The following is an 18853-nucleotide window of genomic DNA, read 5'->3' as shown; positions in this document are numbered from 1 at the left end:
GGCTCACGCGCGGTCGGCCCCGGCGCGGTGCACGCGGTCACGGAGGCGGTCGAGGTACTGCTCGTCGAGGTCCGAGCCCGCCCCGGACGCCATGCCGTCCACCACGAGTTCGCGGAGGCGGGCGCGCGCCTGCTCACGACGGATCAGCTCGCGGATGAACTCGCTGCTCGTCCCGTAACCGCGCTCGTCGACCTGGGCCTCGACGAAGTGCTTCAGACCGTCGGGCAGCGAGACGTTCATGGTGGCCATGGACCGATCCTAGGCGCGATGGCAAGGTTTGTCATGCGTCGACCGGCACCGCGCCTCCTCGGTGTCCCCCTAATGGTGGGCATGACGCGGCGAGGGCTCTGTGGCATCGTTGCAGGGTTCGGAGACGGCACGCTCCCACCAGGCGCGCCCAGCGAGAGGGAGCCGTGTGATCAGGGACGAAGTCCGCGAAGAACGTCGGCAGCGAGCGGTCGAGACGCTCGGCATCGTCGAGTCGGGCCACGAGGCCCGCCTCGACCGCGTGACCCGCGTCGCCCGGGCCGTGTTCGGGGTGCCGCTGTCGTCGGTCACCGTCATGGACCACGAGCGCGCGCTCTTCGTCGGCCGGGCGGGCTTCGACGACCCCGAGTCCGGGCGCACCGACACCCCGTGCAGCCTCGTGACCGACACGGGCGAGATCGTCACCACCGACGACGCCCGCGTCGACCCGCGGTTCGCCCACCTGGGCGCCTTCAACGACAACGGGCTGCGGTTCTACGCCGGTCACCCGCTGCGCGACGGATCGGGCAACGTCGTGGGGTCGTTCTGCCTCATGGACGCCGAGCCCCGGCAGCTCTCGGACGACGAGATGGCCGAGTTCCGCGACCTGGCCGCCTGGGCCCAGGTCGAGCTCCTCGCCGACGCCGACGCCTCGGCCGCCCGGTCCACGCAGCAGGCGCTGTTGCCGGCCCAGCCCCTCGAGGTCGAGGGCGTCCGGGTCGAGGGCATCTGCTTGCCCTCTCTGAACGTCGGGGGCGACTACTACGACTACGGACTCATCGGCCGGTTCGTGCACGTGGCCGTCGGCGACGTGATGGGCAAGGGCGTCGGGGCGGCCATCATCGGGTCCTCCGTCCGGGCGGCCTGTCGTGCGGCCTCACCGCAGGTCGCCGCCGGACGCGAACTCGGCCTCGCGGTCGACCGCATCGAACGAGCCGTGCGGACCGACCTGCAGCGCACGGGGACGTTCGTCACGTACTTCCACGCCGTCCTCGACCTCGACACGGACGAACTCTCGTTCGTCGACGCCGGGGCGGGGCTGTCGATCATCGTCCGGGCCGACGGCAGCGTGCAGCACCTCGCGGGCACGGGGCTGCCGCTCGGGCTCGACGAGCAGCAACAGCACGTCACCGAGACGACCCGCCTCGGCGTCGGCGACCAGCTGATCGTCATGAGCGACGGCGTCCTCGACGTCCTCGACGACGAGTTCGACTGGGCCCTCGAGGTCGGGCGGCTCGCGACACGGCCCGCCACCGGCGGTGCCGGCGGTGCCGACGGCCTCGGCCTGCTCGGGTCGATGGCGGCCCTGACCGAGCGACGCCTCTCGCGCGACGACGTCACCGTCGTCGTCATGGACCGTCGCGCGTGACCGACACCCTGAGTCGCCGCGACCAGCGGCTGCTCGACCGGACCACCCCGGGTCGCCGCATCGTCACGATCCGGGTGGCGGTCCTGCTGGCGTCGCTCGCCGGCCTGAACTACATCGTCTGGCGGTGGACCTCGTCGGTGAACTGGTCGTCGTGGTGGATCGCGGTGCCGCTGATCCTCGCCGAGACGTACAGCGTGATCGACTCGCTCCTGTTCGGCCTCGGGGCCTGGCGGCTGCGTGAGCGTGGCGAGCCGCCGACCGCGCCCGACCCCGACGGCCTCGAGACGCGCGTCACGGTCGACGTCTTCGTCACCACGTACAACGAGGAGGTCGAGCTCGTCATGCGCACCGCCCTCGCGGCGCAGCGCATCGACTACCCGCACACGACGTGGATCCTCGACGACGGGGGACGCCCCGAGATCCGTGCCGCCGCCGAGGCCGCGGGCATCGGCGTCATCACCCGGTCCGACGACTGGGCCGACCGGCCGCGCCACGCGAAGGCCGGCAACCTCAACAACGCCCTCCTGTCGACCGAGGGCGAGTTCCTGCTGATCCTCGACGCCGACCAGGTGCCGAAGCCCGAGATCCTCGACCGCACCCTCGGTTACTTCAAGGACGAGCGGATCGCTCTCGTGCAGACGCCGCAGTGGTTCGAGAACGTGCCGGAGTCCGACCCCCTGGGCAGTCAGGCACCGCTGTTCTACGGCCCCATCCAGCAGTCGAAGGACGGCTGGAACAGCGCCTTCTTCTGCGGGTCGAACGCGGTCCTCCGTCGGGAGGCGCTCATGCAGTTGGGCGTCGCGCGGTACGTCACCGAGGTCGAGGCGGCCGTGCGTCGAGCCGTCCGCACCTCGCGCAAGCTGCTGGTGCGGGCACGCGAAGAGGCCGTCGGCCAGCCCCGCGTGCTCGAGGCGTTGGACGACGCCGAGACCGTGGTCGAGCGGGCCCGGGCCGAGTTCGCCGCGGGGGAGTCCATCGGCGACGTCACCTACCGGTTCCAGCGCAGCATCGACACGATCGCCTTCCGTTTCGCCGACGCCGACCTCGCGGCCATGAAGGGCGACCTCGCCGAGCTCGCCGCCATGTCGCTCGGCCCCGACACGTTCGACGCCCTCGACGAGGCGGCCCTCGACCTGCTCGCGCAGCGGTCGTCCTCCCCGCTCGCCGCCATCGAGTCGATCTCGCTGCTCGTCGGGGCGCTCGACGTCGACCGCGGCTCCGAGGCGCAGGCGATCATGCCCCTGGCCACGATCTCGGTCACCGAGGACATGGCCACGGCGATGCGCCTCCACGGGTTGGGCTGGAGGTCGGTCTACCACGACGAGACCCTCGCGATCGGGCTCGCGCCCGAGGACCTCGCGACCATGATGACGCAGCGACTGCGCTGGGCCCAGGGCACCATGCAGGTGTTCTTCCGCGAGAACCCGCTCGTGCAGAAGGGCCTGTCGTGGGGTCAGCGCCTCATGTACTTCTCCACCATGTGGAGCTACCTCTCGGGCTTCGCCGCCGTGGTCTACATCGCGGCGCCCGTGCTCTGCCTGTCGTTCGGCGTCGTGCCGGTGCAGGCCTACAGCGTCGACTTCTTCGCCCGCCTGATCCCCTTCCTGGTCTTCAACCAGCTGCTCTTCTGGGTGGTCGCGGCGGGCAGGCCGACCTGGCGGGGGCAGCAGTACTCGCTGGCGCTCTTCCCGGTCTGGATCGCCTCGGTCACCACGGCGTTCCAGAACGTCTACCGCGGCCGCGCGCTCGGCTTCTCGGTGACGCCCAAGACGAAGCAGGCGGCCACCGGCCCCCGGTGGGACCTCGTCCGACCGCAGATCTGGGCCGTCGCCTGCCTCGTCGCCGCACTCGTCCTGGTCGGCGTCCGCTACGCCACCGGGCAGGCCGAGGGCCTCGCGCCGCTCGTCAACATCGCCTGGGTGCTCTTCGACCTGGTGATCTTCAGCATCATCGTCCGGGCCGTTCTCTACCCGGGGCCCTCGGCACCCCACGACAAGGAACAATCATGATGACCGTCACCGTCGAGGCCGTCGAAGGCGGCTGCGTGCTCTCCCCACAGGGGCGCCTCACCGTGGTCTCGACACCACAACTCCGCGACGAGGTGGCCGCGCGTCTCGCGGCCGGCGACCGCCTCATCATCGTCGACCTCTCGGGCACGACCTTCGTGGACTCGTCGGGCCTCGGGGCCCTCGTGTCGTGCCTCAAGTCGGCACGCCAGGCCGGGGGAGACCTACGGCTGGTGGCCCCCACCGAGCAGGTCTCGATGGTGCTGCGCCTCACGAACCTCGACCGCATCCTCAAGCCCCGCGCCTCGGTCTCGGCCGCCCTCGATGACTGAGCGTCCCGGCCCCGTCGTCATCGACGTGGCCGTCGAACCCGAGAGCATCGACCTGGTGCAGAACGCCTTCGAGGCGTGGTGGACCTCGCTCGGCGACGACTCGCTCGAGACGCGCTTTTCGTTCGAGACCGCGATCGTCGAGATCGCGGCGAACGTCGTCGAGCACTCGCGCCGGTCCGAGGCCGACCGCGGTCGCCGCTTCACCCTCGAGCTCTCCGCCACCGACGACCGGCTGACGGCCGTCTTCCACGACAACGGCATGCCCAGCGAGATCGACCTCAGCGCCGTCTCGATGGCCGACCTCGAGGACGAGGACGGTCGCGGCCTGGCCCTGGCGCTCCTCAGCCTCGAGAGCCTCGACTACCGCCACGAGGACGGCCGCAACGTGTGGACGCTCGTGTGCCGACGCTGAGGCACCCGTCGGCGACGGTGCCACGTCGGCGGGCGGCCCGCCGGATCGGCGCGGCCCTGCTCGCCGTCGCGGCGTTCGTGCCGCTGGTGCTGGGGCCGGCGGTGCTCGGGGACGCGACGTCCGCGTCGGCCGCCGCCGCGCCTCCTGAACCCTCGGACACGTGGTTCGGCCCGGACCTCGACTGGGGCTCGGACGGACCCGACGGCTACGCCGGTCGACTCGGCGCGACGCCGTCGCTGTACGGCGTCAACATCGACTACCCGCTCGACCAGGGCGCGGTCGAGGAGTGGCGCCGGTCGGCCCGTGCCGCGGCCGCCCAGGGCGCCGTGCTCGTGGTCAGCCTGGAGCCCACCGGGCGGCTCGCCGACCTGGACGCCGCGGACGCGCGCCGGGCCGACGACCTGCTGACCGAGATCGACCGGCAGTACGGCACGCTCCAGCTGGTGCGCTTCGCGCCCGAGATGAACGGCAACTGGCAGCGCTGGGGGCAGCAGCCCACGGCGTTCGTCGGGGCGTTCCGGGCCCTCGCCGACGTCGTGCACGCCGGGGACTCGCAGGCCCGCATGGTGTGGGCTCCGTCCTACGGTGCGGGCTATCCGTTCGCGGACGCCGTCGGCCGCCTCACCGAGACCCCCTCGGGCGACGTCGACCTGCTCGACACGAACGACGACGGGCGGGTCACCGAGGCCGACGACCCGTACGGGCCCTACTACCCCGGCGACGACGCGGTCGACTGGGTCGGCCAGTCGATGTTCTTCTTCGCCAAGGGCAGCGCCTCGACGGCCGCCGGCACGTCGGTGCCGTTGGTCGAGAACCAGGCCCCGGCGGCGGGCGAGGTCGAGGCACGCTTCGACGAGACCTGGGGCTACACCGAGGCTCAGCCGTCGACGTTCTACGAGCGCTTCGCCGAGGGGCGCGACCGACCCATGCTGCTCGACACGGGCGCCCTCTACGCCGCCGGGTTCGACGGTGCCCCCGAGCTCGACGTCAAGCAGGGCTGGTGGCGTCAGGTGCTGGACGCCCTGCCGACCCACGACCGGATCTCCGGCGTCACCTGGCTCGAGGTCGAGCGGGACGAGGCCGAGGCGGGCGACCGACCCGTCGACTGGCGGGCCACGGCCGAGTCGGGCATCGCCGGGGCGCTGCGCACCGATCTCGAGGCGTCCGACCGGATCGACCTCGGGCCGGTCACCGACCGCGTGACCTCGACCGACGGCGACGCCGCGACCGTGCAGGTCCGCGACGGCGGCGGCGACGAGATGGGCTGGATCGTGGCCTGTGCCGTGGTGCTCGCCCTCGTCTTCCTGGTGAGCGGCGTCGTCGGGCGCCTGCTGCCCCGCTGGCGCTACCCCGACGACGGATCACCCGGCCGCGACCTGCGCATCGACCTCTTCCGCGGGTTCATCATCCTGGCCGTCGTCATCACGCACATCGAGGTCGCGGGGCCGTTCTCGTTCGTCACGCTGAAGGCCGTCGGGGCGATCACGGGCGCCGAGATGTTCGTGTTCCTCAGCGGCATCGTGCTCGGCATGGTCTACCCGCTCGGCATCAAGAAGTACGGCGAGAAGGCCGCCGCGATCGGCGCTTTCGTCCGGGCGCGCAAGCAGTACGTCGTGACCCTCGCGGTCATCCTGGTCGTCTTCGCGCTGAGCTTCGTGCCGCTGCTGAACACGGACGCGGTCACGACCTTCACCGACCGCGGCACGGGCATGACCGGCACCTCGGCGGAGGGGCGGGTCTACGACCTGTACCCGAACGTCGACCGCCTGCTCGACTACCCGCCGCCGTGGTACGCCGTGCGTCAGCTGTTGCTGCTCGAGATGGGGCCGTGGCCGTTCAACATCATGGGCCTGTTCGTCGTGCTGAGCCTGACGATCCCCGCCCTGATGTGGGCGATCAAGCGGCGTGCCTGGTGGGCCGTGTTGCTGCTCAGCTGGGCGGTCTACGCCGTCGGGGTGGTCTTCCCCGACGTCCACCTCCTGCCGTCGCAGTTCGAGCCGGTGTTCCCGCTCTTCGCCTGGCAGGTGCTCTTCACCCACGGTCTCGTCATCGGCTGGTACCGGCGTCGGATCGTGGCGGCGCTGACCACCCGCCTCGGCAAGGTGCTGGTCGGCGTGGGGGTCGTCGGCTACGCCGGGTTCCTCGCGCTGATCTGGGCCGGGCACGCCTACGGGTTCGCCCCGGGGCCGATCCCGGCGGGCCTCTACGACACGCTGTACGCGACCGGCTACCAGCGGGTCGACATGCAGTGGGGCCGGCTGGTCGACGTGGCCCTCGTGGTCGTCTGCGTCTACGCGATCCTCACGGTGTTCTGGAAGCCGATCTCGGCGGCTCTCGGCTGGTTCTACGTCCCCCTCGGGCAGGCCAGCCTCTACGTGTTCATCTGGCAGGTCTTCTTCGTGCTCGCCGTCGCGTCGATCCCCGGGCTGGACCGCTCGGACGTGGTCGTCGGCACGATCGTCCACGTGGTCTCGGTGCTGCTGCTCTGGGTGATGGTGAAGAAGAAGTTCCTGTTCTCGGTCATCCCCCGCTGAGCGGCGGGCCGCCGGGGACGCAGGAGGCGCGGGTCGCGTGACCCGCGCCTCCTGCGTCCCCGGGAACTCGCGTCAGGCGGGCTCGCCCGGGGCGGCGACCACGAGGTCGAGACCGGCGTCGACCAGGGCCGCCGTCGCCTCGTCGCCCAGGCGGTCGTCGGTCACGATCGTGTCGAGTTCGGCCAGGCGGAGGGCACGGTACTTGCCGAAGCGCCCGTACTTCGAACTGTCCGCGACGAGCACCGAGCGTTCGGCGACCTCGAGCGCGGCCCGCTTGACCTCGACCTTGGCCTCGACCGGCGTGGTGACGCCGTGCGTGAGGTCCCACGAACTCGACGAGATGAAGGCGAGGTCGAGCGACAGCTCGGTGAGCGTCAACCGGGTCAGCCGCCCCAGCGTCGACTGGTTCGCGCTGTCGACCCGGCCCCCGACGACGATGAGGTCGACGTCGGGGTGGTCGAAGAACGACCGGACGGTCGCGAGGTCGTTCGTGACGACCGTCAGGCCGGTGAGGTCGTCGAGGTGCTCGCGCATCGCCTGCACGGTCGTGCCGGCGTCGAGGTAGACGGTCATGTGGTCGCGCACGAGCGCCGCGGCCTCGCGGGCGATGGACCGTTTCTGGGCGACGTCGACGTCCTGCTTGACGTCCCGGCTCGCCTCGACCAGCAGTCGCGGGGTGAGCTTGGCCCCGCCGGGCGTGGCCGTGACGCGACCCTCGTCCTCGAGGGTCGCGACGTCGCGTCGGACCGTCATCTGGCTGACGCCGAGGAGGTCGGTCAGCTGCCGGTAGCTCAGGACGCGCTCGCGCTGCAGGTGCTCGACGATGCTCTCGCGCCGCTGCTCGGGGATGAGGGGGGCTGTGGGGGACACGTCGGCCTTTCTCGCGTCGGTCAGCCTAGTGCGGTGGGACCCGTCCACGGCATGCCGGACGCCGCGGTGATGGCGGCCACCTGGTCGGCAGGGATGAGGCGGCGGTCGGCGCCCTGGGTCAGCAGGGCGATCCGGCAGGCCTCCTCGACCTCGACGGCACCGAGGACGGCCCGGTCGACGTCCTCGCCGCTCACGACGCTGCCGTGGTTCGACAGCAGTGCGGCGCGGAACGGCAGCGGACTGTCGGTGACCAACGACCCCATGGCCGGGTCGCCGGGGGCGACGAAGGGCAGCAGCGGGACCTGGCCGACCCGCATGAGCGAGTACGGCGTCAGCGGGGGCACGGCGCAGTGCTCGGACCAGGGCTCGAGGCAGGACAGGGCGACCGCGGACGGGGAGTGGACGTGCACGACGGCCCGGTGCCCGGGGTTCTTGAGGTAGAGCGCCAGGTGCAGGGCGACCTCCTTCGACGGCTTGGGGCCGGCGAGCACCGTGCCGTCGAGGGCGAGCACCGAGAGGTCGTCGACCGTGAGCGACCCGAGCATGGTGCCCGTGCCGGTCATCAGCAGGTGCTCACCGTCGCGGACGCTGACGTTGCCCGAGCTGCCGGGGCTCAGACCGGCGGCGACGAGGGCGCGGCCGGCGTCGACGAGTCGTTCGGCCGCGGTCTTCGCGGACTTCGTGGTCGTGGCGGTCACGAGAGGGCCTCCCAGGCGGTCGAGAACAGGTCGGCGGCACCGAAGTTGCCGCTCTTCAGGACGAGGGCGACCGGTCGGCCGCCGCTCGTCGTCGCGGCGCTCCAGCAGACGCCGGGGCCGAGCGGTGGTCCGATGACCAGGGCGGGTGCCCCGAGCGCCGTGACGACGGCGCCGCTGGTCTCGCCACCGGCGACGACGACCCGCCCCACGGTGCCGTCGGCGACGAGGTCGTGCACCAGGGTCGACAGGACCGTCTCGACCAGGGCCGCCGCGTCGGGGGTGGCGTCGGACGTGGCGCGGTCGGTGGCCGCCACGACGTCGGACGGGTCGACGACCGAGTAGACGACGGGGACCGCGTCGGCGTCGAGGCCGCGCACCCACGCGGTCAACTCGGCGATCTCGGCCGCGGGGTCGGCCGTGGCGGCCTCGAGGTCGACCTTGCGCGTGGGGTGCGTGGCCGCCGCGTGGGCGATCTGGCCACGGGTGGCGGCGGACGCCGAACCGCAGACCACCAGGCGGCGCCCGGTCACGTGCGAGAACTCGGCGGGCAGGGCGGGGGCGGGGGCGTCGTCGGCACCGACGCCGAGGGCGAGGCCCGCACCGCCGCTGAGGAGGCGGTGGTGTGCCGTCGCGCGGCCGATGGTCACGAGGTCGTCGTCGTCCACCGCGTCGACGACGAGATAGCCGGCCGGAGCGTCGTCGAGGGTCGAACGGAGGGCGTCGGCCCCGGCGCGGACGTCCCGCAGGGGGACCTCGGTGACGGTGGCCCGGGTCTGCGGCGCGAGCAGGTCGCGCAGCCTCGAGCGCGTCATGGGCGTCAACGGGTGGTGACGCATCGGTGAGTCCTCGAGCAGGTCGTCGCCGACGAACAGGCGACCCTCTCGGACGGTCCGGCCGTTGGCGGGGAACGCGGGGACGACGATCACGCGCTCGACCCCGAGCCGGTCGCGGAAGGCGTCGAGGACGGGCCCGATGTTGCCCTCGTCGGTCGAGTCGAAGGTCGAGCAGTACTTCAGGGCGAACCGCTCGGCACCCGCCTCGACCAGCCAGGACAGGGCGGCGGTGGACCGCGCGACGGCCTCGTCGACCGGGGCCGTTCGGGTCTTCAGGGCCACCACGACCGCGTCGACGCCGGCGTACGTCGCCGGCTCGACGGCGGCGGGGTCGACGACGACGACCGTCTCGAGGCCGCGGCGGCGGAAGCCCGAGGCGAGATCGGTGGCTCCGGTGAAGTCGTCGGCGACGGCACCTATCAACATGCGGGACCTCTCGGTGGCGGGCGGGCTCACGACGCCTCGATCTCGGCGGGTGGGCGAGGACAGTCTATGTGACTATTTGGTGCGATGTTTGACAATTTGATAAGTCTCGCTACAGTTGCCATGCTCGCCCGGGCCGCTCCTGGCCTCTTGAACGAACGGGAACAACGGTGATCCTCCACTCGACGACGTCTCGCGCGACTCCGGTCCGCGTCCTCCTCACCGGCGCGAACGGTGGCTACGGCCGCACGCTGCTCGACCAGCTGCGCCGCCTGCCCGACCTGACGGCCACGCAGCTCGTCGACCCCGACGTCGACGGGGTGACGGCCATGCTCCACGAGCTCGGGGTACCCACCTCGTCCGTCGCGACGCCGTCGACGGCGGCGGCGACCGCCGAGGCGGTCTCGGCCGGCTCGATCGCCGTGATCGCCGATGCCTCGGCCGTCGACTGGGACGGTGTCGACGTCCTCGTCGAGGCCACCGGTCGCATCGAGGCCGGGCACTGCTACGCGGACACCGCGCTCGACCGCGGGGTGCACGTCGTCATGGTCAGCAAGGAGGTCGAGTCCGTCGCCGGCGTGGCGCTGAGCGCCAAGGCCCGTGCGGCCGGTCTGCGGTACCTGCCCGGCGACGGCGACCAGCCCGCGAACCTGTTGCGTCTCGTGGCGTGGGTGCTCGAGTGCGGCTTCGACGTCGTGGCCCTCGGCAAGTCGGGCGAGTACGACCTCGCGTTCGACCCGGCCACGGGCGTCGTCGACCAGGCCGGCACGACCGTGCACGCCCCCTCCCTGGCATCGCTGCTCGACCTGGGCGACGACCCCCTGGCGACGGTCGAGGCGCGTGCCGCGGCGGTCGCCGGCCTCAAGCGGGCGGCGGCCGCCGACTCCTGCGAGATGAACGTCGTCTCGCTCTACACCGGCGCCCGCGCCGACGTGGAGGCCCTGCACTACCCCGTCGCCCGCCCGGACGAGCTCGCCGACCTCTACACGGCACGCGAGGACGGCGGTCTGCTCGGCCGCACCGGCGTCGTCGACGTCTTCTCGATGCTCCGCCTGCCGGGTGAGGCCAGCTTCGCCGGCGGCGTGTTCGTGATCGTGCGCACCGGCGACCCCGTCACCTGGGAGACGCTGCGCGGCAAGGGGCACGTCGTCAGCCGCGACGGCCGTCACGCCTGCATCTACTGGCCTTACCACTTCATGGGCGTCGAGACCCCGCTGAGCATCGTCGCCGCCGTCGACGGGACGTCACGCCTGCCCGAGCCCCGTCAGCACACGGTCCTCGCGGCCCGTGCCGGCGAGGCCCTGTCGGCCGGCACCGCCTTCCGCGTCGAGGGCCACCACCACGAGATCGCCGGTGTCGCCCCCGTCATCGTCGACCCCGACGACGACGGCATCGCGCCCTACTACCTGCTCGGCGGCGCGCGGCTCGTGGCCGACGTGGCCCCCGGCGACCTGGTGCGACTGGACGACCTCGCCGACGTGCCCGAGGCGGCGCTGGCGGCCTACCGGGCCGGGCTCGCGCTGGGTCGCTGACCCGCGCCTCCTCGACCTTTCCCCTTCCCCCTCCCGACCCGCGACACCCCGAACCAGGAGATCGACGACGATGCCCTACACCCCCGATCCGACCGAACCCACCCCGGCGGCGACCTCGTGAGCGTCGAGCTCGTCGCGCTGATCGTCCTCGTGGCCGTCTTCGCCCTCTCGGCGATCCGCAACGTGCACATGGGAGCCCTGGCGCTCGTCGCGGCCCTCCTCGTCGGCGTGCTCGTCGTGGGCGAGAGCCTGGACGACGTCCTCGGCGGATTCCCGGTCGACGCCCTGTTGATCCTGCTCGGCATCACCTACCTGTTCGGCATAGCCCGCGAGACCGGGGTGGTCGACTGGCTGGTCGACCGCTCGGTCGGGTTGATCGGCGACCGCGTGGCGCTGATCCCGTGGGCGATGTTCGTCATCGGCACGCTGGTCGCCTGCCTCGGCACGTCGCACGCGGCGTTCACGATCGTGCCGATCGCGATGAGCCTGGCGCACAAGCACAAGATCCACTCGACGATGATGGGCATCGTCATGAGCTCGGCCATCGTCGGTGGCGCCCTCGCCCCGACCAGCATCAACGGCATCACGGTCATGACGGTGGCGCGGGCCTCGGGCATCCCCTACAACCCGGGTCTCATGTTCGGCCTCTCGGTGGGCGTCAACACGCTCGTCGTGCTGGTCGCGTTCTTCCTGTTCGGCGGTCGCGAGCTGATCGCCCGGACCCGGGCGGCGGGCGCGGCCCGGGCCACGACGGCAGGCGGCGGGACCGGCGGCACGCGCGGTGCCGGGCGCGGTGCCGGTGCAGGTACGGGGCGCGGTGCGGGCGGCACGGCCGTGCTGACGGAGCCGGCCACGGCCACCCGGCTGGGCGCCTACCAGGTCGTCGTGCTCGTGAGCATCCCCGTGCTGATCGTCGGCTTCTTCACGATCACGCTGCTCGACGTCGACCTGAACCTCGGTGCCGTCGCGCTGACGCTCGCCGTCTTCCTCGCCTTCGTGAAGCCCGACGTGGGCCGGGCGTCGCTGGCGCGAGTCGACTGGAACACCATCCTGCTGCTCGGCGGCATCATCACGTACGTCGGCGTGCTGACGCGGCTCGGTGCCATCGACCAGCTCGGCGAGGTCGCCCGGTCGGTCTCGTCGCCGCTGCTCGCCGCGTTCGTCATCTGCGTGATCGCCGGACTCGTGTCGGCCTTCGCGTCGACCATCGGCATCCTGGGTGCGCTCATCCCGCTCGCCGTCCCCCTGCTCGTGCCGGGCGGCGGACTCGAGATGACCGGCTTCATCTACGCCCTGGCGATCTCCGCGTCGCTCGTCGACTGCGCCCCGTTCGGCACGACCGGCGCGACCATCGTCGCCTCGGGCGTGGAAGAGGATCGTCCGCGCCTCTACCGCCACCTGACCCGATGGGGCCTCTCGATGGTGGTCATCGGACCGGTCGTCACGTTGCTGGTGTTCGTGGTGCCGTTCCTCTGGGCCTGAGCGGTCGGGCCTGATCGGCCGGGCCTGACGGCCCCGAGGACGCAGGAGGCGCGGGTCGCGTGACCCGCGCCTCCTGCGTTCCCGTCTTTCTCTCGACGTCGCCCAAACGGGGGAGGCGTGCCGCTCCGAAGACATGCCCGGGTGCCTCCCGGGGTGCCCCGTGTCCGACCGACCCTGTCGCGGCACGCCGTCGGCGGCCCGAACCGTCGGCACGGTCGGGAGCCCGAACTCTCGGCACGGACTCTGGTGTCAAGGGCGACACCGGGGTCTGCGGGGGGCGTCAGGCGAAGGCCAGGCGCAGCCGGTCCACGACGATCGGGTCGACGTCCGCGACCCGGCAGATGAGCGGATCGCACTCGATGAGGCTGAGGGCGGCACGGATGCGGCGACGCTCGGTCTCGGTGACGTCCGTCGCCACTCGATCCCGGCGGGAGACGAGCGACCCGAGGGTGGCGATGTCGACGAGGTGTCGCGTGTGGTCGTCTCCCGGGATCTCGACGGCCGCGGCCTTGGCGAGGAGCGCGCCCTGCAGGGTCGGCCGCAGGACGGCACCGTCGCGGCCGTTCACCCGGACCTCGACGACGCGCGCTCGGTCGACGGCGCCCTGGGCACCGGGTGCGGCCAGGGTCGTCCCGCCGGTGATCCCGCGACGGGACGACGCGCGCTCGCCGAGGAAGCGGGGGATGAGGACGTCGATCTGGGCCTCGCCCCGGACCCAGCGGTGCTGATGGCCCTCGAAGCTCTGGCCGTCCGCGACGAATCCGCAGTCGCGCAGGACCGTCGTGAAGCGCAGCAGCATCGTCGGATGTGCCCTCACGTCGAGCACGGTGTCGGCGTCGTTCGTGGGGCGGGCCGACGTCGACCCGCGCTCCCAGCAATGGGACTGGACCATCTGGCCGCCGACGACGGCCCAGCCGGCCGGCAGGCGCTCGTGCACCTCGAAGAGGGCGTGCCAGGCGTCGGCCTGGGCGGCTCGGAGCGTGGGCGCGACGATCATCGCGAGCCCTCGAGGATCAACCTGTCGGCGGCGGCCCGTTCTCGTGGTCCGGCACTCGTCGCCAGGTCCGCGATGAGGGTGCCGAGTGGCAGCGGGCGCGGTGCGGCGCCGTCGTGGACCCTCAGGGCGGTGTTCGGTCGGCGGGACGGGACGAGCAGGTACTCGTGGACCACGGCGTCGAGGTCGGCGGCGGACACGTGTGCCTCGAGCCTGCCGCCGTCGCTCATGCCCGAGCGTTCGTCGCTGCTGCCCCCAGGGGTGAGCCGGGTGTCCAGTCGGAGATCGGGGAGGTCGGCCGCGGGTGCCTCGAACCCCCGGGCCGTGGGGTGGGCGGTCCGTAGCCAGAGGGCGAGGCGGTCGGACGGCGTCGTGCCCTGCCGGAGTTCGTCGACCCGGGCGAGCGTCCGGCCCCGCTCGCTGGGCGACAATCCGACGGCCCAGTCGGGGTCACCGGTCAGCCGAGCCACCAGGGCGTCGGCCGACCGGTGCGAGAGCGGTCGGCCGGGCTGCCGTCGATGCGGAACGGCGTCGTCGATCAGCCATCGTCCGCCGACCCACCGGGCGTCGAGCAGTCCGGCCGCTGCGGCCGCCTGGGCACGACGGGTCGAGATGTCGTGACGTCTCGCGTATTCGGACGCGCTCAGTTCGGCCATGGTGTGCACAACCGTACGCGAACGCGAATGATTGTGGAAGAGCAGGAGCAGGTCGCGCTCACCCGCGCGGCGGCCCCGTCGTCCCGCGCACCACGAGCCGCGTCGGCAGCTGCACCTCGGGCGCGGCCGGTTCGCCGCCCTCGAGCATCGTGAAGAGCATGCCCGCCGCCGCGCTGCCGAGCCGCTGCATCGGCTGCTGCACGGTGGTCAGCGGAGGCGACTCGCGGGAGGCCTCGGGGATGTCGTCGAACCCGACGATGCTGAGGTCGTCGGGCACCCGCAGGCCGAGGTCGAGCGCGGTGCGCAGCAGGGCGATGGCCGAGAGGTCGTTGGCGGCGAAGACGGCCGTCGGCCGGTCGGGGCTCGTCAGCAGCGAGCGGGCCGCCTGGCGCGAGGCCGTCAACTCGAAGTCGCCGTTGCGGGTCAGCGCCGGGTCGCGGGTGATGCCGGCCGCCCGGAGCGCCTGCACGTAGCCCGCCTCGCGCAACGACGCCGAGCGCAGGTCGGGGCGTCCGGCCAGGAAGCCGATGCGCCGGTGCCCCAGGCCGAGCAGGTGCTCGACGGCGAGCAGCGCCCCGCCCCGGCTGTCGCCCTCGACCGACGGCAGGTCGGTGCGCCCGGTGTGCGGGTCGACGGCCACCACGGGGATGCTCGCGGCGGTGGTCAGCACCGAGGGCGTGACGAGGATCGCGCCGTCGATCAGCGTGCCGCTCAACCGGCTGAGCGAGCGACGCTCCCACCCGGTGTTCTCGCCGCGGTGCGCCCCGCTGTAGGCCAGCAGGTCGTACTCGGCGCCCCGCGACCGGACGGCCGCCCCGACCCCCTTGAGCACCTCCGAGCTGAACGGCTCGAAGTCGGCCACGAGCACGCCGATCACCCCGGTGCGGCGGGCCCGCATGCTGCTGGCCACCAGGCTCGACTCGTAGCCGAGCTCGTCCACCGCCGCCATGACGCGCTCGATCGCCTGGGCCGAGACGCCGTAGCGGCCGTTGACCGCCTTGGACACCGTCGCGACCGACACCCCGGCAGCCCGTGCCACGTCGTGGATCGTCACCCGTGCCGTCATCACGTCGGCAGCCTAGCCCGACGGAAATGGTTTTCGAAAACGTTTGACACCGTCCCCGCCGTTTTCGACACTGAGGCCATGCCGCGCATCGGAGCACGGCACGCTCGGCCGACCACGGCCGCTCAACGAAGAGGAAAAGGTGGAACCATGACCACATCTCGACGGCTCCTGGCCGGGTCTGCGGCCCTGCTGATCGGAGCGGGACTGCTGACCGGCTGCAGCACCGGGGGCGGAAGCGGGTCGGACGACGGCACGCTCACCCTGTGGCAGAACTCGACGACCGGCCCCGGCCAGGACTTCTGGACGGCCACCGCGGCCGACTTCGAGAAGGCCAACCCGGACGTGAAGATCGACGTCCAGACCGTGCAGAACGAGGACTTCGACAGCAAGCTGCAGACCGCCCTCAACTCGGGCGACGCCCCCGACGTGTTCCTGCAGCGCGGCGGCGGCAAGCTCCAGGCCATGGTCTCGGCCGGACAGGTCAAGGACCTCACCGACGTCATCTCGGACGACGCCAAGAAGGACATCAGCGAGGGGACCTTCGGGTCGGGCTCGGTCGACGGCAAGGTGTACTCGATGCCCGTCGCCGTGCTCCCCGGTGGCTTCTGGTACAGCCAGGACCTCTTCGACGCCGCCGGCATCACCGAGGCCCCGACGACGATGGACGAGCTCGACCAGGCCGTCACCGCCCTGAAGGGCTCGGGCGTCTCGCCCGTCGCCCTCGGTGGCAAGGACGCCTGGCCCGCCGCCCACTGGTACTTCTTCTTCGCGCTGCGTTCGTGCGGCTCGGACGTCCTCGAGAAGGCCGCGACCGACCGTGACTTCAGCGACGACTGCTGGGTCAAGGCGGCCGAGGACCTCGCCGACTTCCGCGACACCGAGCCGTTCAACGACGGGTTCCTCACCACGGCGGCCCAGCAGGGCGCCGGCAGCTCGGCCGGTCTGATCGCCAACCACCAGGCGGGCATGGAGCTCATGGGTGCCTGGAACCCGGGCGTCATCGCCTCGCTCACGCCCGACCAGCAGCCGCTGTCCGACCTGGGCTGGTTCCCCTTCCCCGCCGTCGACGGCGGTGACGGCGAGACCGGCGCCATCATGGGCGGGGTCGACGGGTACTCGTGCTCGGCCGGTGCGCCCGACTCGTGCGTCGACTTCCTGAACTACCTGGCGACCCCCGACGTGCAGACGGCCTACTACAAGGCCTTCAACGCGCCTCCCGTCAACACGGTCGCCCAGGAGGCCGTCACCGAGCCCTACCTGCAGGACGTGCTCAGCGCCTACAACGACGCCCCCTTCGTCTCGCAGTGGCTCGACACCGTCTACGGCCTGAACGTCGGCAACGCGATGAACGTCGCCGTGGTCGACCTGCTCTCGGGTGACGGCACGCCGCAGCAGTTCGTCGACGCCGTCGACGCCGCCGCCAAGAAGGCGTAGAGGTCGGATCGTGAGTCTCCGCGAACCCTCCGTGCGGCCCGCCGCACCCTCGCGGCCTCACGCCACCGCCGGGGGCGAGGCACTCGCCTCGCCCCCGGTGGCCTCCCGGGCCGTGTCCCGGAAGGGGCGTGGCGCCCGCGGCCTCGAGATCGCCCTGCTGGTCGGTCCCGCCCTCGTGGTGTTCCTGGCGTTCGTGGTCTTCCCGATCGTGATGGCCGCCTACTACGGCTTCTTCAGCTGGTCGGGCTTCGGCCCGCCGACCGACTTCGTCGGGTTCCGCAACTACGTCACGATCTTCCAGGACCCGACCTTCCTCGACGCGTTGCGGCACAACGCCACGATCGTCGTGCTCTCGCTCGTGCTGCAGGGCCCGGTGGCCATCGGGCTCGCGCTGTTGCTCAACCGCAAGCTGCGCGGTCAGTCGCTCATCCGCGTGCTGATCTTCGTGCCCTACGTCATCAGCGAGGTCGTCGTCGGCACGGGCTGGAGCCTCATGCTCCAGGGCAGCGGCGCCGTCAACGACCTGCTCACCAAGGTCGGCCTCGGCTCGTTCGCGACCGACTGGCTCGCCGATCCGAGCATCGCGATCTGGACCCTGCTCGTCATCATCACCTGGAAGTACGTCGGCTTCGCCGTCATCCTCTTCCTGGCCGGGCTGCAGGGCGTGCCCGAGGAGCTCAGCGAGGCCGCGGCCATCGACGGCGCGAGCTGGTGGCAGATCCAGCGCCGCATCACGCTGCCGCTGCTCGGACCGACGCTGCGCATCTGGGCGTTCCTGTCGATCATCGGCTCGCTGCAGCTGTTCGACCTCGTCTACATCATCTGGGGTCAGTACATCGCGGCCACCGCCGGCACGTCGACCATGGCGACCTACATGGTGGCCAACGGCCGCACCTCGGGCAGTTACGGCTACGGCAACGCCGTCGCGGTCGTGCTGTTCCTCATCTCCCTCGTCGTCGCCCTCGTCTACCAGCGCTTCGTGCTGCGACGCGACACGGCCGGGGCCGTCACCACCTCCGCCACCACCGCAGGAGAAGAACGATGACCGCCAGCACCCTGCCCGCCCGCCCCCGCGGCGGCACCCCCGCGCCCGCGGCGCCCCGGCCGTCGACCCGCAGGAGGCGCGGCATCGCCGACCCCGGTCGCGGCGTCGCGTACGTGGTCGCGGTGGTCGTCATCGTGGCGATGCTCGCGCCCGTCGCGTTCATCGTGATCGGCGGGTTCCGCACCAACGCGCAGATCACGACGGACCCGTCCGGGTTCCCGAGCCCGTGGCAGGTCGGCAACTACCTCGACGTCCTGACCGGCGGCACGTTCTGGCGACAGGTCGGCAACTCGCTGATCTCGGCCGGGGCGACCACGATCGGCACGGTGGCGCTCGGCCTGGCCGCCAGCTACGTCCTGGCGCGGTACCGGTTCGCCGGTCGCGGGGTGCTCTACGCGCTCTTCGCGGCGGGCCTGATGTTCCCGATGACCGTCGCGATCACGCCGCTGTACCTCGTGATCCGCGACCTGGGCCTGACGAACTCGCTGGCCGGCGTCATCCTGCCGCAGATCGCCTTCGCCCTGCCGACGACGATCATCATCCTCGTGCCGTTCCTCCGTGCGATCCCCGACGAGATCGAGGAGGCCGCGTTCATCGACGGCTGCAGCCGCCTCGGCTTCTTCTTCCGGATGGTCGTCCGGCTGTCGTTGCCCGGCGTGATCACGGTGGGCATCCTCGCCTTCATCGGTGCCTGGAACTCGTACCTGCTGCCGCTGTTCATCCTCAACGACCCGTCGACGTTCACCCTGCCGCTCGGCGTGCAGGCGTTCTCGTCGCAGTACTCGGTCGACACGGCACGGGTTCTCGCCTTCACGGCGCTCTCGATGCTGCCCGCGTTGATCTTCTTCAGCCTCTTCGAACGCCGCATCGTCGGCGGGCTCACCGGGGCGGTCAAGGGATGACCGCCACCGACACCGTCAC

At 71.8% G+C, this 18853-nt stretch carries 17 protein-coding genes; 10 read left to right on the top strand and 7 right to left on the bottom strand.

Going from position 1 to position 18853, the window contains the following annotated elements; genetic code table 11:
* Positions 1-3: 3 nt before the first annotated feature.
* Positions 4-249 carry a type II toxin-antitoxin system ParD family antitoxin gene (locus HQQ78_RS07065; protein WP_056047170.1) on the bottom strand — a complete coding sequence of 82 codons (246 nt, stop codon included), beginning with the start codon at positions 247-249 and terminating at the stop codon, positions 4-6.
* Between the two features lie 166 nt (positions 250-415).
* Here HQQ78_RS07065 and HQQ78_RS07060 point away from each other — a divergent pair, with 166 nt between their 5' ends.
* From HQQ78_RS07060 to opgC, 5 genes are read left to right on the top strand one after another with little or no spacing between them, the layout of a single operon-like run.
* Positions 416-1615: a GAF domain-containing SpoIIE family protein phosphatase gene (locus tag HQQ78_RS07060; RefSeq protein WP_173151835.1), complete on the top strand. Its 1200-nt coding sequence runs from the start codon at positions 416-418 to the stop codon at positions 1613-1615.
* Positions 1616-1674: 59 nt separating this feature from the next.
* Entirely contained in the window at positions 1675-3624 is a 1950-nt protein-coding gene (locus HQQ78_RS07055; protein ID WP_267659719.1) for a glycosyltransferase, read from the top strand.
* Positions 3621-3953: an STAS domain-containing protein gene (locus HQQ78_RS07050; RefSeq protein ID WP_056047165.1), complete on the top strand. Its 333-nt coding sequence runs from the start codon at positions 3621-3623 to the stop codon at positions 3951-3953. Before HQQ78_RS07055 ends, HQQ78_RS07050 begins: the two co-directional genes overlap by 4 nt.
* Positions 3946-4365 carry an ATP-binding protein gene (locus HQQ78_RS07045; RefSeq protein WP_082460371.1) on the top strand — a complete coding sequence of 140 codons (420 nt, stop codon included), beginning with the start codon at positions 3946-3948 and terminating at the stop codon, positions 4363-4365. Before HQQ78_RS07050 ends, HQQ78_RS07045 begins: the two co-directional genes overlap by 8 nt.
* Positions 4353-6899 carry an OpgC domain-containing protein gene (opgC, locus tag HQQ78_RS07040; protein WP_173151833.1) on the top strand — a complete coding sequence of 849 codons (2547 nt, stop codon included), beginning with the start codon at positions 4353-4355 and terminating at the stop codon, positions 6897-6899. Before HQQ78_RS07045 ends, opgC begins: the two co-directional genes overlap by 13 nt.
* Before the next feature lie 72 nt (positions 6900-6971).
* Here the strand turns inward: opgC and HQQ78_RS07035 are convergent, their stop codons facing one another.
* Genes HQQ78_RS07035 through otnK form a run of 3 tightly spaced genes read right to left on the bottom strand, consistent with a single transcriptional unit; the run spans position 6972 to position 9726 of the window.
* Complete coding sequence (locus HQQ78_RS07035; protein ID WP_056047159.1) at positions 6972-7769, bottom strand: DeoR/GlpR family DNA-binding transcription regulator; 798 nt, start codon at positions 7767-7769, stop codon at positions 6972-6974.
* Between the two features lie 20 nt (positions 7770-7789).
* Positions 7790-8467 carry a class II aldolase/adducin family protein gene (locus HQQ78_RS07030; RefSeq protein WP_173151831.1) on the bottom strand — a complete coding sequence of 226 codons (678 nt, stop codon included), beginning with the start codon at positions 8465-8467 and terminating at the stop codon, positions 7790-7792.
* Complete coding sequence (gene otnK, locus HQQ78_RS07025; RefSeq protein WP_173151829.1) at positions 8464-9726, bottom strand: 3-oxo-tetronate kinase; 1263 nt, start codon at positions 9724-9726, stop codon at positions 8464-8466. Before otnK ends, HQQ78_RS07030 begins: the two co-directional genes overlap by 4 nt.
* Before the next feature lie 167 nt (positions 9727-9893).
* On the opposite strand from otnK, the gene HQQ78_RS07020 reads away from it, so the two are divergent.
* Together HQQ78_RS07020 and HQQ78_RS07015 are read left to right on the top strand one after the other, a co-directional pair.
* Positions 9894-11255 carry a homoserine dehydrogenase gene (locus tag HQQ78_RS07020; protein WP_371740386.1) on the top strand — a complete coding sequence of 454 codons (1362 nt, stop codon included), beginning with the start codon at positions 9894-9896 and terminating at the stop codon, positions 11253-11255.
* Between the two features lie 117 nt (positions 11256-11372).
* The gene (locus HQQ78_RS07015; protein ID WP_173151827.1) at positions 11373-12737 is read left to right on the top strand and encodes an SLC13 family permease; all 1365 of its coding nucleotides are present in this window, start codon (positions 11373-11375) and stop codon (positions 12735-12737) included.
* Between the two features lie 280 nt (positions 12738-13017).
* Here HQQ78_RS07015 and HQQ78_RS07010 read toward each other — a convergent pair whose 3' ends face one another.
* Genes HQQ78_RS07010 through HQQ78_RS07000 form a run of 3 tightly spaced genes read right to left on the bottom strand, consistent with a single transcriptional unit; the run spans position 13018 to position 15453 of the window.
* Complete coding sequence (locus tag HQQ78_RS07010) at positions 13018-13734, bottom strand: hypothetical protein (RefSeq protein WP_173151825.1); 717 nt, start codon at positions 13732-13734, stop codon at positions 13018-13020.
* On the bottom strand, positions 13731-14387 hold the full coding sequence (locus tag HQQ78_RS07005) for a hypothetical protein (protein WP_173151823.1): 657 nt from the start codon (positions 14385-14387) through the stop codon (positions 13731-13733). The genes HQQ78_RS07010 and HQQ78_RS07005 overlap by 4 nt, the downstream gene beginning before the upstream one ends.
* Positions 14388-14445: 58 nt before the next feature.
* Positions 14446-15453 carry a LacI family DNA-binding transcriptional regulator gene (locus tag HQQ78_RS07000; RefSeq protein WP_123571912.1) on the bottom strand — a complete coding sequence of 336 codons (1008 nt, stop codon included), beginning with the start codon at positions 15451-15453 and terminating at the stop codon, positions 14446-14448.
* A 147-nt stretch (positions 15454-15600) separates the two neighbouring features.
* Between HQQ78_RS07000 and HQQ78_RS06995 the strand changes: the two genes are divergently transcribed.
* Genes HQQ78_RS06995 through HQQ78_RS06985 form a run of 3 tightly spaced genes read left to right on the top strand, consistent with a single transcriptional unit; the run spans position 15601 to position 18834 of the window.
* The gene (locus HQQ78_RS06995; RefSeq protein WP_173151821.1) at positions 15601-16887 is read left to right on the top strand and encodes an ABC transporter substrate-binding protein; all 1287 of its coding nucleotides are present in this window, start codon (positions 15601-15603) and stop codon (positions 16885-16887) included.
* A 10-nt stretch (positions 16888-16897) separates the two neighbouring features.
* Positions 16898-17932, top strand: coding sequence for a carbohydrate ABC transporter permease (locus HQQ78_RS06990; protein ID WP_371740385.1), 1035 nt, complete (start codon positions 16898-16900; stop codon positions 17930-17932).
* Positions 17929-18834 carry a carbohydrate ABC transporter permease gene (locus HQQ78_RS06985; RefSeq protein ID WP_056047129.1) on the top strand — a complete coding sequence of 302 codons (906 nt, stop codon included), beginning with the start codon at positions 17929-17931 and terminating at the stop codon, positions 18832-18834. Before HQQ78_RS06990 ends, HQQ78_RS06985 begins: the two co-directional genes overlap by 4 nt.
* The last annotated feature ends 19 nt before the right edge of the window (positions 18835-18853 follow it).

Origin of the sequence: Frigoribacterium sp. VKM Ac-2859 (genome assembly GCF_013204925.1) — a bacterium.
Lineage (GTDB): Bacteria > Actinomycetota > Actinomycetes > Actinomycetales > Microbacteriaceae > Frigoribacterium.
This window is presented reverse-complemented; position numbering and strand designations above follow the sequence as displayed.

Bases quoted from the DNA above. Each gene is read 5' to 3' on its own strand.
- HQQ78_RS07065 (WP_056047170.1), bottom strand. From the start codon at position 249: ATGGCCACCATGAACGTCTCGCTGCCCGACGGTCTGAAGCACTTCGTC.
- HQQ78_RS07050 (WP_056047165.1), top strand. From the start codon at position 3,621: ATGATGACCGTCACCGTCGAGGCCGTCGAAGGCGGCTGCGTGCTCTCC.
- HQQ78_RS07045 (WP_082460371.1), top strand. From the start codon at position 3,946: ATGACTGAGCGTCCCGGCCCCGTCGTCATCGACGTGGCCGTCGAACCC.
- otnK (WP_173151829.1), bottom strand. From the start codon at position 9,726: ATGTTGATAGGTGCCGTCGCCGACGACTTCACCGGAGCCACCGATCTC.
- HQQ78_RS07010 (WP_173151825.1), bottom strand. From the start codon at position 13,734: ATGATCGTCGCGCCCACGCTCCGAGCCGCCCAGGCCGACGCCTGGCAC.
- HQQ78_RS07005 (WP_173151823.1), bottom strand. From the start codon at position 14,387: ATGGCCGAACTGAGCGCGTCCGAATACGCGAGACGTCACGACATCTCG.
- HQQ78_RS07000 (WP_123571912.1), bottom strand. From the start codon at position 15,453: ATGACGGCACGGGTGACGATCCACGACGTGGCACGGGCTGCCGGGGTG.
- HQQ78_RS06995 (WP_173151821.1), top strand. From the start codon at position 15,601: ATGACCACATCTCGACGGCTCCTGGCCGGGTCTGCGGCCCTGCTGATC.
- HQQ78_RS06985 (WP_056047129.1), top strand. From the start codon at position 17,929: ATGACCGCCAGCACCCTGCCCGCCCGCCCCCGCGGCGGCACCCCCGCG.